General features: G+C 70.0%; 14 protein-coding genes and 1 riboswitch. Of the genes, 8 read left to right on the top strand and 6 right to left on the bottom strand.

Translation table 11 applies throughout. The features are described from left to right. The first annotated feature begins 46 nt into the window (after positions 1-46). The 6 genes from G9Q41_RS13650 (at position 47) to G9Q41_RS13625 (ending at position 6772) form a co-directional block, all read left to right on the top strand. On the top strand, positions 47-664 hold the full coding sequence (locus G9Q41_RS13650; protein ID WP_165633920.1) for a hypothetical protein: 618 nt from the start codon (positions 47-49) through the stop codon (positions 662-664). 532 nt (positions 665-1196) lie between these two features. Then, a riboswitch (cobalamin riboswitch) is annotated at positions 1197-1339 on the top strand. Between the two features lie 209 nt (positions 1340-1548). Next, positions 1549-2565, top strand: coding sequence for an iron ABC transporter permease (locus G9Q41_RS13645; protein WP_207631639.1), 1017 nt, complete (start codon positions 1549-1551; stop codon positions 2563-2565). Then, on the top strand, positions 2565-3353 hold the full coding sequence (locus G9Q41_RS13640) for an ABC transporter ATP-binding protein (protein WP_165633924.1): 789 nt from the start codon (positions 2565-2567) through the stop codon (positions 3351-3353). Before G9Q41_RS13645 ends, G9Q41_RS13640 begins: the two co-directional genes overlap by 1 nt. Continuing rightward, positions 3350-4384, top strand: a complete 1035-nt coding sequence (locus G9Q41_RS13635) for an ABC transporter substrate-binding protein (protein ID WP_165633925.1) — start codon at positions 3350-3352, stop codon at positions 4382-4384. Before G9Q41_RS13640 ends, G9Q41_RS13635 begins: the two co-directional genes overlap by 4 nt. A gap of 169 nt (positions 4385-4553) precedes the next feature. Further along, positions 4554-5066, top strand: a complete 513-nt coding sequence (locus tag G9Q41_RS13630; RefSeq protein WP_165633926.1) for a PH domain-containing protein — start codon at positions 4554-4556, stop codon at positions 5064-5066. After that, positions 5063-6772 (top strand): PH domain-containing protein, encoded by a 1710-nt coding sequence (locus tag G9Q41_RS13625; RefSeq protein WP_165633927.1) that lies wholly within the window; start codon positions 5063-5065, stop codon positions 6770-6772. The genes G9Q41_RS13630 and G9Q41_RS13625 overlap by 4 nt, the downstream gene beginning before the upstream one ends. A gap of 76 nt (positions 6773-6848) precedes the next feature. Here G9Q41_RS13625 and G9Q41_RS13620 read toward each other — a convergent pair whose 3' ends face one another. From G9Q41_RS13620 to G9Q41_RS13610, 3 genes are all read right to left on the bottom strand, one after another. Then, positions 6849-7040, bottom strand: a complete 192-nt coding sequence (locus G9Q41_RS13620; protein WP_165633928.1) for a DUF397 domain-containing protein — start codon at positions 7038-7040, stop codon at positions 6849-6851. Continuing rightward, positions 7041-7889: a helix-turn-helix transcriptional regulator gene (locus tag G9Q41_RS13615; protein WP_165633930.1), complete on the bottom strand. Its 849-nt coding sequence runs from the start codon at positions 7887-7889 to the stop codon at positions 7041-7043. 156 nt (positions 7890-8045) lie between these two features. Then, positions 8046-9779 carry a pyruvate dehydrogenase gene (locus tag G9Q41_RS13610; RefSeq protein WP_092527137.1) on the bottom strand — a complete coding sequence of 578 codons (1734 nt, stop codon included), beginning with the start codon at positions 9777-9779 and terminating at the stop codon, positions 8046-8048. Between the two features lie 240 nt (positions 9780-10019). Here G9Q41_RS13610 and G9Q41_RS13605 point away from each other — a divergent pair, with 240 nt between their 5' ends. Then, positions 10020-10190, top strand: a complete 171-nt coding sequence (locus G9Q41_RS13605; RefSeq protein ID WP_165633906.1) for a hypothetical protein — start codon at positions 10020-10022, stop codon at positions 10188-10190. A 28-nt stretch (positions 10191-10218) separates the two neighbouring features. Continuing rightward, complete coding sequence (bcp, locus tag G9Q41_RS13600) at positions 10219-10686, top strand: thioredoxin-dependent thiol peroxidase (RefSeq protein WP_092527134.1); 468 nt, start codon at positions 10219-10221, stop codon at positions 10684-10686. A 165-nt stretch (positions 10687-10851) separates the two neighbouring features. Here bcp and G9Q41_RS13595 read toward each other — a convergent pair whose 3' ends face one another. The 3 genes from G9Q41_RS13595 to rph form a co-directional block, all read right to left on the bottom strand. Continuing rightward, positions 10852-11610, bottom strand: a complete 759-nt coding sequence (locus G9Q41_RS13595; RefSeq protein WP_092527131.1) for a sulfite exporter TauE/SafE family protein — start codon at positions 11608-11610, stop codon at positions 10852-10854. A 251-nt stretch (positions 11611-11861) separates the two neighbouring features. Further along, on the bottom strand, positions 11862-12467 hold the full coding sequence (gene rdgB, locus G9Q41_RS13590; RefSeq protein WP_092527128.1) for an RdgB/HAM1 family non-canonical purine NTP pyrophosphatase: 606 nt from the start codon (positions 12465-12467) through the stop codon (positions 11862-11864). Continuing rightward, positions 12464-13219: a ribonuclease PH gene (gene rph / locus G9Q41_RS13585; protein WP_092528115.1), complete on the bottom strand. Its 756-nt coding sequence runs from the start codon at positions 13217-13219 to the stop codon at positions 12464-12466. Before rph ends, rdgB begins: the two co-directional genes overlap by 4 nt. Between the last annotated feature and the right edge of the window lie 68 nt (positions 13220-13287).

The raw sequence follows: 13287 nt of genomic DNA, 5'->3' as shown, positions 1-13287 counted from the left end.
AGCGTGTGCCGGACAGGATCATTGGTCAGCACGCGGAGGTCCGATCGTGACTTTCAGTGGTACTCGGTTCCTCGACAGCATCGCCGAGCAGGGTATACCCGCGAAGTGGGGACAGTTCGGCGCGCAGATGTCCGCCGACGGTGCGATCGTGACGCACTTGGTGGCGGCCGTGAAGGAGGCCCACGAAACAGGAAGCTCCGAGGCGCGGGACGCGGCGCTGCGCCTGTTCGACGAAAAACGGGACAACCTCGCCGCTGCCCGACAGTTGATCGCTACCCAACTTACCGACTACCGCGAGTCGGGGCGTTGGGCGCGGTTGGACGCGGTGGTCCGATCGGCAGACGTCGACGAGCTGGTCGAGGGTATGCGGGGTCACTTCGGACTGCATCCGTTCCCGATCGCACTCGAGTCGATCCGATTCAACTTCGAGTACGTGCGCGAGCACGGCTTCGAGGAATTCTACCACATGACTGACCAGTACCTCGCTGAGATCGAGCGTCTGACCGAGGAGGGACGGGCAGCCTTCGAGGCCGGTGAGGACGGCGAGAGCTTCCCGCCGTTCTGGCTCTACAAGCTCGACATGGCCAGCGTGGAGGTCCCGACGCACTGCCACATCTGTCAGAACTTGATCACCTATGCGGAGCGCGCACTCGACGAGAGCTGACGCACGAACTCGGCGAGGACGTTCGGCTCGCAGCTCGGCACACTCGGCTCGGTGCTCGCTCATCGCTGCGATCCTCCGGCCGCTGACTTCGCCGCCCGCGCCTCCGACTTCGCGGTTTACTCCTCAACTTTCGCGGTCTCGCCTTCGAGGTGAGCGGCTTCGGCGCTGGTTCGTGCCGCGTCCACGCCGAGAAACGGTCGTTTTCGACATATGTCGCTCCCTCCAATTCGCCCCTTGTGACTACGTCCTAGCCAGTGCGGGTTCGAATCCCGCCGGCCTCACCCTCTCCACCGGTTTTCCCGGCGAACGGTTGGTTCACCGCCCGCTGTCGCGGGGCTTGCCCGCCCCTCGAACAGCACCACGACGCCCGGCACCACGACGGCGCGGTGCGCGCGGCGCGCCCCGCACCGGGTGGAACGCACCGGAAAGTTCCCGCCACATCGGACAACTCCCGTTCCACGGGCTTCTCCCCGGTCACCTCCCCGGTGCCGAGCGCGCTCGGCTGTGGCCAGCCGCACAAAGCATGGACAATCGCCAACATTTGGCAGAAGATCCGCCCGCAGGAAAACCACAACGACGGCGCTCGGGGGAAGTCCGGTGCGAATCCGGCGCTGACCCGCAACGGTGAGCTCGCGTGAGCAAGCCCGAGAGCCCGACGTCGTCGCGGCGCCCTCCCGGAAGCGGACCCGGTGAGGGCGCGGAAAGCTCCACCACCGTCGAGGACTGCGGGGAGGGAGCCCGAGCACGACACCCGTCCCGGGTGGACACGTGCGCGCCGGGTGCCTTCGCGTGGTCTGCAACGCAGAAAGGTCCCCGGGTTGTGCGATACGGCTCAGCTTCGAGCGGCACCGCGCGGGCAACGTCCCGGCAGGCTCCGCCTTCCGCTGCTGTGCCTGCTGCTGGGGGTCGCGCTGCTCGGCTCCGTCGTGTGCGGAGTCGCGCTGGGCCCCACCGGCATTCCCCTCGGCAAGACCGTCGCACTGCTCCGCGAAGCAGTGCGCGGCGGAGTGATCCCGGCCGAGGACGCCGGCATCTACTACATAATCCGGGACGTCCGGTTGCCCAGGGTGCTGCTGGCCGCGGTGGTCGGAGCCGGGTTGAGCGCTGTTGGGGTCGCCACCCAGGCCATGGTGCGCAACGCCCTGGCCGACCCGTTCGTGCTCGGCATCTCCTCCGGAGCCTCGGTGGGAGCCAGCGCGGTCGCGCTGTACGGGATCCTCGGTGCGCTGGGGTTGTACGCCCTGTCCACGGCCGCCTTCCTCGGCGCGCTGTGCGCCACCGCGCTCGTCTACGCCATCGCCCGCACCTCGAACGGGCTCGCCCCGCTGCGGCTGGTGCTGACCGGAACGGCGATGTCCTACGGGTTCTCCGCCGTCACCACGCTGCTGATCTTCCAGGCTCCGAACGGCAACGCGGCCAAGTCCACCATGTTCTGGCTGCTCGGCAGCCTGGGCGGCGTCACTTGGAACTCGCTGCCGGTGGCCACGGTGGTGGTCGCCTGCGGACTCTGCTACCTGCTGCTGTCGGCCCGCAGGCTCAACGCCCTGGCCATGGGCGATGAAACCGCCACCACGCTGGGGGTGAGCCCGGCGCGTTTCCGCCGCGAGCTGTTCGTGGTGGCCGCCGCGGTGACCGGTGTGCTCGTGGCGGTCAGCGGAGCCGTCGGCTTCGTCGGGCTGATGCTGCCGCACCTGGCGCGGCTGCTCGTCGGGGCCGACCACCGCCGGGTGCTGCTGCTGGCTCCCCTCGCCGGTGCGGTGTTCCTGGTGTGGACGGACCTGCTCGCGCGGACCGTCGCCGCCCCCGAACAGCTCCCGCTCGGTGTGATCACCGCGGCGATCGGTGTTCCGTGCTTCCTGCTGCTGATGCGCCGCCGCGGAAACGCGCTGGGAGGTAACTGATGGACCTGGACGTGGAAGGTGTCGACGTGTCCGCGGCGGGCGTGCGACTCGTCCGGGACGTGGACGTGCACGTCGCTTCGGGCGCGCTCGTGGGGCTGGTCGGGCCCAACGGGAGCGGCAAGTCGACCACGCTGCGCTGCGTGTACCGGACCCTGCGCCCCGACCGGGGCGAGGTCCGGCTCGGCGGCTCGGACGTCTCCGCGATGTCCCTGCGGGAGAGCGCCCGCCTGATGGCCGCGCTGACCCAGGAGTCCCAGTCCGAATTCGACTTCACGGTCACCGAGGTCGTCGAGATGGGCCGCACCCCGCACCGCGGAACGGGGCGGGAGGAACGCGACCGCGCCCACGCGGAGGCGCTGCGCGCCGTGGGCTGCGCGCACCTGGCGGAGCGGAGCGTGCTGTCGCTTTCGGGCGGTGAGAAGCAGCGGGTGCTCATCGCGCGAGCGCTCGTGCAGCGACCGGAGCTGCTCGTGCTGGACGAACCCACGAACCACCTCGACATCCGGCACCAGCTGGAGGTGCTGTCCCTGGTGCGCCGGCTGGGCATGACCACGCTGACCGCGCTGCACGACCTCAACCTGGCCGCGGCCTGGTGCGACCAGGTCTACGTGCTCAGCGGCGGGCACGTGGTGGCCGGTGGCCCTCCCGGGCAGGTGCTGACCCCCGAAGTCGTCGGCGACGTCTTCGGGGTGCGCGCGCACGTCGTCCGCCACCCCGACAGCGACGTCCCCCAGCTGCTGTTCGCCCCGGCCACCGGCTCCGGCACGGCCGAACCACCGAAAGGATGAGATCCACAGTGCGCATCCGGCGGAAAGCACTCGCAGGCGTTTCCCTGCTGATGTCCGGTGTCCTGCTGCTCGGGGGGTGCGGCGCCAGGGTGGCCACCACGTCCTCGGGCGAGCCCCCGGAACGCTTCCCGGTGAGGTTGGACAACTGCGAGCGGCAGCGCACTTTCGACCGGCCACCGCGGAGGGTGGTCACCAACGACATCGGGATCACCGAGATCATGTTCGCGCTCGGGCTCGAGGACAGGATGGCCGGCTACTTCCTGTCCGACGGACAGCGCAACGGGGTGCGGAGCTCGCCCTGGTCCGCGAAGTTCGAACGGACACCGCACCTCGGCGAGGAGATCGGCATGGAGGGGGTCCGGGCCGCCGGGGCGGACATGGTCTTCGCGGGCTGGAACTACGGGTTCGGCGAGACGGAGCGCTTCACCCCCGAACGCCTGGAGAAGGCCGGCATCGACTCCTACGTGCTCAGCGAGTCCTGCCGTCGGAGCGGTGCCCGGGACGCGCGCGGCATCATGCCCCCGCTGCGGGCGCTGTACACCGACATCCGCAACCTCGGCGAGCTGTTCGGGGTGCGGCAGCGGGCCGAGCGGCTGGTCTCCGAGTACCGGAGCACCATCGCGCAGGCGCGCGAGAGGAACGCCGGAGGGGACACTCCCAGCGTCTTCCTCTACGACTCGGGCAGGAGTGAACCCGTCACCTCGGGAAACGGCGGGGCCGCCGACCAGATCATCCACAAGGCTGGTGGGGAGAACATCTTCCGCGATCTCGACGACAGCTGGACCACGGTCAGCTGGGAAACCGTGCTGCGCGCCGACCCGGACGTCGTGCTGATCAACGACTACGGAGGAAGGAGCGCCGCGGAGAAGATCGACTTCCTGCGCGGGCACCCCGCCGTCTCCGAGCTCGAGGCCGTCCGGCGGGGACGTTTCCTCACCCTGCCCTACGCCTCCCTGGTGGAGGGGCCGCGCAACGCCTCGGCGGTGCGCGAGATCGCCCGCTTCCTGGACGACGTTCCCGCTGACGACTGAGGCGTTCCGTTCGCCCTCCTCACGGGTGCTCCCGCGGCGGACCTCCTCACGCCCCGCCGCGGAACCGGGTGCCGGGACGAGCAGCGGCCGTGATCCGGACCGCACGGGCGCGCTCATCCGCTCCCGACTGCCAAAATGTGCCGCGGGCTCGCGGACTCGGAGGTGACCCATGATCGACACCGGCGAAACGCCCGGCGGTGTGCGGTTGCGACCACCACAGCACCGCGTCGATCGACGTGCCGTCCTCTGGTGGGGCTGCCGGGCGGGCGCTGTGGTGGTCGTGCTGCTGGCCGCGTTGGCGCCGGCCGCGTGGTGGTTCGCCTCGGCGCGGGAGTTCCTGCTGGTGGGGATGCTGCTCGTCGGGGCGTTCGGAACGGGCTACGCTGTGGTGATGCCCTGGTGGCGCTACCGGGTGCACCGCTGGGAGACCACCGATTCGGCCGTCTACACCGCCAGCGGTTGGCTCAGCAGGGAGTGGCGCGTGGCCCCGATGTCCCGCATCCAGACCGTGGACACGGCCCGCGGACCGCTGCAACGGATGTTCGGCCTGTCCACCGTGACCGTGACCACCGCCTCGGCCGCCGGGCCGCTCAGCATAGCCGGGCTCGACCACGAGGTGGCCTCCGACCTCGCGGAACGACTCACGATGACCACCCAGGCCGTTCCGGGAGACGCCACTTGAACGACCCGCACGCGGAACCAGCCGCCGAGCAAGGAGAGCAGCGGTCCGAGGAGTCCTTCGCCGAGTGGCAGCGCCTGGACCTCAGGAGCGTGTTCGCCTCGATGGGGCTGCTCGTCGTGCCGATGCTGCCCGTGGTGGCGCTGGTGCTGTTCCCCTCGGACGACTCGAACACGCTCCCGAAGGCAGGCGTGGCGCTGGCCATGGGGGTGTTCGTGATCGGGGCCGCCTGGTGGAGGTGGTTCTTCACCCGCTTCCGGGTGACCCCGGAACGCTTCGAGCTGCGCCAGGGCAACTTCTCCCGCAGCTTCCACTCGATCCCGCGCGAGCGCATCCGGAGCGTCGACCTGACAGCACCGCTTCCCCATCGGTTGCTCGGCATCTCGGTGATCAGGATCGGAACCGGCAGGCAGTCCACGAAGGCCTCCGAGCTCAGGCTGGACGCCCTGCCCACCGACCGCGCCGAGCGACTGCGCGAGCAACTTCTCCGCCGACGGCGCAGCGCTCCCGCGGACGAGTCGTCCCCCGCACAGGTCGGCGGTGCCACCTCGAGGGGCGCAGAACTGGCCAGGATGCGCCCGAGCTGGTACCTGTACAGCACGCTGACCGCCTCGCTGCTTCTCGTCACCTGGGCGGGCCTCGGCTCGGTGCTGAACACCCTCGGTGATCTGCTGCGGGCGCTCGGAGTCACCTCCTGGCTGGTGGAGCGGTTGCCCGGCAGCGCGGACTCGGTGCTGACCGGGCCCTCGCTGTGGATCGGGGTGCTGCTGGTCCTGCTGGTGCTGCTGGTCGGCGGCTGGGTCGGCGCCCTGATGATCTCGTTGGAGATGTGGTGGGGATATCGCCTCTCGACGGAGAGCGGGGAAGCGCTGCACGTCAGACGCGGGTTGTTGACCACGCGGGCCGTGTCCCTCGAGAAGCGCAGGCTCCGCGGGATCGAGCTGGCCGAACCGCTGCTGCTCCGGCTGGCGGGCGGCAGCAGGCTCACCGCCGTGGCCACCGGCTTGGGCAGCGAGAGCTCCGGCCGGGCCGACAACAAGGCGCTGCTGCCGCCCGCCCCGCGTCACGTCGCGGAACGGATCGGCGCCGAGGTCCTGGAACGCGCCGACGGCACCGGGCGGTCGGGGAACCTGCGAGGGCATCCGCGCGCGGCGCTGCGCAGGAGGATGACGCGGGCGGTGCTCGTCGTCCTGGTGCTGGTCGGCGCGACGGTCGTGGCGCGGCTGCTCGGTCCGCTCCCGTGGTGGAGTCCGCTCGGGGCGGTGCTGACCGCGCTGCCCGCCGCGCTGTTCGCGTGGGACGCCTACCGCAACCTGGGGCACGAGCTCCGCGGCGACTTCCTCGTCACCCGCCACGGAACCGCCGTCCGGAGGACGGTGCAGCTCCAGCGCAACGCGATCATCGGGTGGCGCGTCCGGCAGTCCCCGTTCCAGCGGCTGGCCGGGCTGGTGACCATGAGCGCCACCACCGCCGCGGGAGATGGTCAGTACTCGGTCCACGACGTGGAGCCCTCCGCCGGGGTGGCTCTCGCGGACGAGGCGGTTCCCGGTCTGCTGACCCCGTTCCTGCGCGCTGATCCCGCCGGGCCCACCGGCGAGGGGTCCACCGGCGAGGGGTCCACCGTCGACGGGGCCACCGACGACGGGGCCACCGGCGAGGGGACCGGACGGGAACCGCCTGCCGCGGGCGGGACACCCGCCGAACGTTGAGGCACCCGCGCACCGCGAGGCACTTCCGGTGGGGGGGCGGAGCCCGCTCCGCCCCGCACCGTCGGAGACGTCCGGCTCAGCGCTGGGTGTTGCCTTTCCGGATCCTTTCCAGGAAGGCCCGCCACTGCGCGCGTTCCACGGTCAGCAAACCTGCGAGCGGGTTCTTGCTGTCCCGGATCCCGACCGCGTTTTCCGCGAAACCGACTTCGACGCACTGACCCTGCCCCTGGGTGCGACTGCTCCGCCGCCATGAAAAGAATTCAGACATCTAGAGTTCTCCTATCCGTGCGCTTATCACGTCCAGCGATTTCCGCGGTTCGTGGGCGTGCGCACCCAGATGCTCCATCATGGCGTCGTAGTTCGACAGCTCGTTCTCCCCTTCGAGGGACAAACCCCCGGCGTGCGTCTCCAGGTGGACAATGTCCGGGTCGACATCCTCCGCGTAACGCAGAATCACGAACGGCCCCATCCGCGCCGGGTGGGCCCGGGCCTCCAGCGGCATGACCTGCAGCGTGATGTGCGGTTGCCGCGCCAGTTCCAGCAGGTGGCGCAGCTGCTCCCGCAGCACTTGCGTTCCGCCCACCCTGCTGTGCAGCGCGGCCTCGCCGATCACCGCCCACAATTCGAGCGGATCCCGGCCGGTGACCCTGTGCTGGCGCCGCATTCGCAGTTCCGCCCTGCGACTGATCTCCGACTCGGACGCCGCGACAAGGGTCTCCCGCGTGATCGCGCGGGCGTATTCCTCCGTCTGCAACAATCCCGGAACCGCTTCCGGCTCGAAAGTGCGCATTGAAGACGCCTCGGACTCCAGCCCGACGTAGGTCGCGTACCACTCGGTCAGGACATCTCCGTAGGAATGCCACCACGCCCGTTTCCTGGCTTCCCTGGCGAGTTCGAGAATCCGGTGCTTGGTGGTTCCGTCCACCTCGTAGAATTCCAGCAGCGCCGCTACGTCGCCGACCGTCGGCGAGCGCTTCGCCGTCTCGAACCGACCGATCTTGGCCTGGGTGCAGCCGAGGTACCGCGCTGCCTGCTGCTGGGTGACTTCGCTGGCAGCGCGCAACCTCCGCAGCTCAGCCGCGAGTCTGCGCCGCCGGACCGTCGGGCTCACTGTCATGATCCCAGTCTGCTCATCCGGCAATCGGAAAGTAACCGGAGTGTTACCCAGCGGACAACCAGCTCGCCGCTTCCACGGGGTGGAACGGCCCGCCCGCTGCCTCGAGCGGATCGCCCGCACCGAACGGAGCGGGCACCACCGCTGCGGTGCGCGGGGTCAACGTCCCGGGATGTTGCGCAGGTTGCTGCGGGCCAGCCGGACCATCTTGCCCACTCCGCCGCTCAGCACCGTCCGACTCACAGCCAGCGCGAATCCCTTGACCTGAGCACCGGTTATCTGCGGGGGCAGGGACAGCGCGTTGGGATCTGTCACCACGTCGATCACCGCGGGGCCGGGGTGGGAGAGCGCGTCGTGCAACCCCACCCGCACCTCCTCCGGCCGCTGCACGCGCACCGCGTACAGCCCCATGGCTCCGGCCAGCGCGGCGAAGTCCACGGGCTCGTGGTCGGTCCCGTGATCGGGCTTGCCGTCCACGAGCATCTCCATCTTGACCATGCCCAGCGAGGCGTTGTTGAACAGCACCACCTTGACCGGCAGGTTCTGCGTGCGCAGCGTCAGCAGCTCACCCAGCAGCATGGAGAGCCCGCCGTCACCTGCCATCGCCACCACCTGGCGGTCCGGGTCGGCGAACTGCGCCCCGATCCCGTGCGGAAGGGCGTTGGCCATCGAACCGTGGATGAACGACCCGATCACCCTCCTGCTTCCGTTCGGGGTGACGTAGCGCGCGGACCAGACGTTGCACATCCCCGTGTCCACGGTGAACACCGCGTCCTCGTCCGCGACGTCGTCGAGGACGTCGGCGACGTACTCCGGGTGGATGGGAACCTGCTTGTCCACGTCGCGGGTGTAGGCCTCCACCACCCGCTCCAGGGTGTCGGCGTGCTCCCGCAGCATCCTGTCCAGGAAGTCCCGGTCCGTCCGCGTCGTCAGGTGCGGCAGCACGGCCCGGATCGTCTCGGCCACGTCGCCCTGGACCGCGAAGTCCAGCGCGGTGCGCCGCCCCAGGTGGGACGGTTCGATGTCGACCTGGACCGTGTTGGCCTGGGGCAGGAAGTTGTCATAGGGGAAGTCCGTGCCCAGCAGCACGACCAGGTCGGCCTTGTGCATCGCCTCGTGGCAGGCCCCGTAGCCGAGCAGTCCGCTCATCCCGACGTCGAAGGGGTTGTCGTACTGGATCCACTCCTTGCCGCGCAGCGCGTGGCCGACCGGCGCCTTGAGGGTGTCGGCCAGCTGCATCACCTCGTCGTGCGCCTGTCGCGTCCCCGCACCGCAGAACAGCATGACCCGCTCCGCGGAGTTGAGGGACTCGGCCAGCGCGCGCACCTGGGAGTCGGGAGGCACCACGGTCGGGGGATCGCTGTGCACCTTTCCCCGCCCGGTGGGGTTGACCGTGGTGCGCTCCGCGATGTCGCCCGGCATCACCAGCACCGATACCCCGCGCCGTCCCACCGCCGTCTGCAGCGCGCTGCGCAGCAGTCGCGGCATCTGCTCCGGGTGCGAGAGCACCTCGCAGAGGTGGCTGCACTCGTTGAACATCCGCTCCGGGTGCGTTTCCTGGAAGAAGGCGGTGCCGATCTGCTCGGAGGGGATCTGGGAGGCCAGCGCGAGCACCGGGGCACCGCTGCGGTGCGCGTCGAACAGGCCGTTTATCAGGTGCAGGTTGCCCGGGCCCGAGCTGCCCGCGCACACGGCCAACCGCCCGGTGATCTGGGCCTCGGCCGCCGCGGCGAAGGCCCCGGCCTCCTCGTGCCGCACGTAGACCCACTCGATGCCGGGAGTGCGTCGGACGGCGTCGACTATCGGGTTCAGACTGTCCCCCACGATGCCGTAGATCCGCTCCACGCCCGCTTCGACGAGCACCTCGATGAACTGGTCGGCCACTGTCGGCATCGCTGCTCCAACGAAGAGTGTCCACTGCTGGGCGAGGGGGAAGCGCCCCCGGTGGAGCCGTCGGGCACGGGCTCCGCTCGTGACCGTCTCCGCAGTGATCCGCCCCCGCAACTCGAGAGAGCGATCACGCGGAAACCAGCAGAAATCTCCCCCTGTCGAGGGACGTAGCGTAACGATTCAGCCCTGCTTCGCGATCTACTGATCGACTGCAGGCAAAACGACCTTGTGAGGGGTACGGCGGTGAGCGTCCGCGTTTACACTCTGTCCGCCATAGCGGTGACCGTCTCGGCCGTGGCCGGGCTCCTGTTCGGGATGATGATCGCCACGAGCGATCTCGACGCGGAAAGCGCCGGCTCCACGGCGGACTCCGGAGCGGTGGTGGTCTCCGGCACCGCGGGATCGCGTCCGTGAGCGAAGCGTCATCGGCTAGCGTCGAGGCATGACCGAACAACTCTCCCCCGGCGATGTCGCCCCCGATTTCACGCTGCCCGACGCCGACGGCGGTTCCGTCACGCTGTCGGAGTACCGGGGAAGCCCCGTGGTCGTGTACTTCTACCCGGCCGCGGGCACTCCCGGCTGCACCAAGGAGGCCTGCGACTTCAGGGACAACCTCGCCGATCTGGAAGGGGCAGGCTTCGCGGTTCTCGGCATCTCGCCGGACAAGCCCGGCAAGCTCGCCGAGTTCCGCGATTCCGAAGGACTCACCTTCCCGCTGCTGTCGGACCCGGACCGCGCGGTCATGAGCCAGTGGGGCGCCTACGGTGAGAAGAACAACTACGGCAAGATCGTCCAGGGCGTGATCCGTTCCACGTTCGTGGTGGACGCGGAGGGCAAGATCCAGCAGGCGAAGTACAACGTCAAGGCGACCGGCCACGTCGACCGGCTGCGCCGCGAGATCGGGGTCTGACCGGAGTCGAATCCGGTGTCGGCGGGGCCCGTTCCCGGCGCGGGCCCGACGCTGCCCCACCGGTTCCGCCCGTTTCCACCCGTTTCCGCTGCGGAATCGCGGCGGCGCCCCACGACGACGTCCGCCGAGCGGATCATCCGCGTGCACCGTTTCCGCGAGATCTCCTCAGTCCACGGCCATGTAGATCGCGACCACGGCCGCGATCACCACGACGGCCCAGCGCAAGCCCGCGGCGGGCAGCCGTTGCGCCACCTTTCCGCCGACCACGCCCCCGAGAAGCGTGGTGGGCACCAGCGCGGCCACTGCCACCCAGTCCACCGGCGCGAGCAGCGCGTAGATCACGACGGTGACCGCGCTGCCGAGCAGGCTCAGCCAGTTCTTCGCGGCGTTGAGCGTGCGCATCGTCGCATTGGCCGTCAGCACCAGGATCACCACGAAGATGACGCTGCGCGCCCCGCCGAAGTAGCCCCCGTAGACCGAGGCCAACAAGATCCCCCCGGTGAGCAGCACCGTGCTGTCCGGGCCGTGCTGGTCCGGGTTGCCGAGCCATTTCCGGATGCGGTTCTGGAAGGCCATCAGCACGGCCGAGAGCCCCACGAGAGCGGGAACCACCGCGTCGAACACCTCACCCGGGAGGATGAGCAGCAGGGCGCAGCCCCCTGCGGAGCCGAGCACGGCCGCGATCGATATCGACAGCAGCCTGCGTCCGTTGGCGATGAGGTCCCGGCGCTGGCTCAGCGCCGCGCCGACGAAACCGGGGGCCTGGGCCACCGAGTTCGTCACGTTGGCCGCCAGCGGCGGAAGTCCCGTGCCGAGCAGCGCGGGAAACACCAGCAGCGAGCCACCGCCCGCGACGGCGTTGACGCAACCGGACACGAATCCGGCCACGGCGAGCAGTACCGGTTCCAGCCATTCGCCAAGCACGGCGGAAACCTAGCTACCCGTCCGGGGGCTTCCCACACCGGGGAGGGACTTTTCACAGTCCTCCGACGGCGCGGTGTTCGGGCGGCCGCGCCTCTCCGGACGGCGGGGCACTGCTCGGCTCTCCAGCGACCCCCGCTCCGGAGCACAGGGACTCCAGTTTTGCCTATAACTGAGAACCCCCTGGGAAAAGTCCCAGTTATAAGCAAAACTGGAAAACCCACGGGCTCGGCCTCGCAGGGGAACGCCCCAGCTCACCCCGCCAGCGCCCGCAGGTGCGGCAGCAGCTCGCGCAGCGCCCGCCCCCGGTGAGAGTCCGCGTCCTTCTCCGCCGAGGACAGCTCCGCCGAAGTGCGGCTCTCCCCTTCGGGAACGAAGATCGGGTCGTAGCCGAAACCGTTGGTCCCGCGCGGCTCGCGCACGATGCGACCCGGCCAGCTGCCGCGCACCACGGTCTCCGCGCCGTCCGGGGTCACCAGCGCGGCGGCGGCCACGAAAGCGGCCCCGCGCCGCTCCGCGGGCACGTCGCCCAACTGGGCCAGCACCAGATCCAGGTTGGCCTGGTCGTCGCCGTGCCTGCCCGCCCAGCGCGCCGACAGCACTCCGGGCATCCCGTTGAGCGCGTCCACGCTCAACCCCGAGTCGTCGGCCACGGCCGGAAGCCCGCTGGCCCGAGCCGCGTCGGCGGCCTTGGCCAGCGCGTTCTCCTCGAAGGTAGCCCCCGTCTCGGGGGCCTCCGGGAACTCCGGCACGTCGTCCAGCCCGACCACCTCGACACCGGCCACCCCGGCGTCGGCGAGGATGCGGCGCAGCTCGACGAGCTTCTTCGAGTTGCGCGTGGCCAGCAACAACCTGCTCATGCCTTGCTCCCCGGAAGCTGCCCCGGGTAGGGCTCGGCCAGCGCTTCGGCCTGCAGCTCGCACAGCCGGGCCGAACCGGCCAGCGCCTTGTCCAGCATCTCGTCCAGGGTGGAACGCGGGAAGGTCGCGCCCTCCCCGGTGCCCTGCACCTCCACGAAGGTCCCGTGGTCGGTGGCCACCACGTTCATGTCCACCTCGGCGCGGGAGTCCTCCTCGTACGGCAGGTCCAACCGGACCCTGCCGTCCACCACACCGACGCTGACCGCGGAGACGGCGCAGGACAGCGGCTTGGGATCGGAGAGCCGCTTGGAGGCCCGCAGCCAGGTGACCGCGTCGGCCAGCGCCACGTAGGCCCCGGTGATCGCCGCGGTGCGCGTCCCACCGTCGGCCTGGATCACGTCGCAGTCCAGCGTGATCGTGTTCTCCCCCAGCGCGCTCATGTCGATGCAGCTGCGCAGCGAACGCCCCACCAGCCTGCTGATCTCGTGCGTGCGCCCGCCGATCTTGCCCTTGACCGACTCGCGCGCCCCGCGCGTGTTCGTCGCCGAGGGCAGCATCGCGTACTCGGCCGTCACCCAGCCCAGGCCGGAACCGGAGCGCCAGCGCGGAACTCCCTCCTGCACGCTGGCCGCACACAGCACCCGTGTGCGACCGAATTCCACCATCACCGACCCGGCCGGCCAGTCCTGGTAACCACGGGTGATCCGTACGTCCCTGAGCGCGTCGTCGCTCCTGCCATCAGCTCTTGCCACGCGCACCACCCTAGAACGTCGCCGTGGACGGCCGGAAAACCGCCGGAGTTTTCCGGCCGCACCCGGGC

The sequence above is a fragment of the Actinopolyspora sp. BKK2 genome, from assembly GCF_011291845.1.
GTDB lineage: Bacteria > Actinomycetota > Actinomycetes > Mycobacteriales > Pseudonocardiaceae > Actinopolyspora > Actinopolyspora saharensis.
This window is presented reverse-complemented; position numbering and strand designations above follow the sequence as displayed.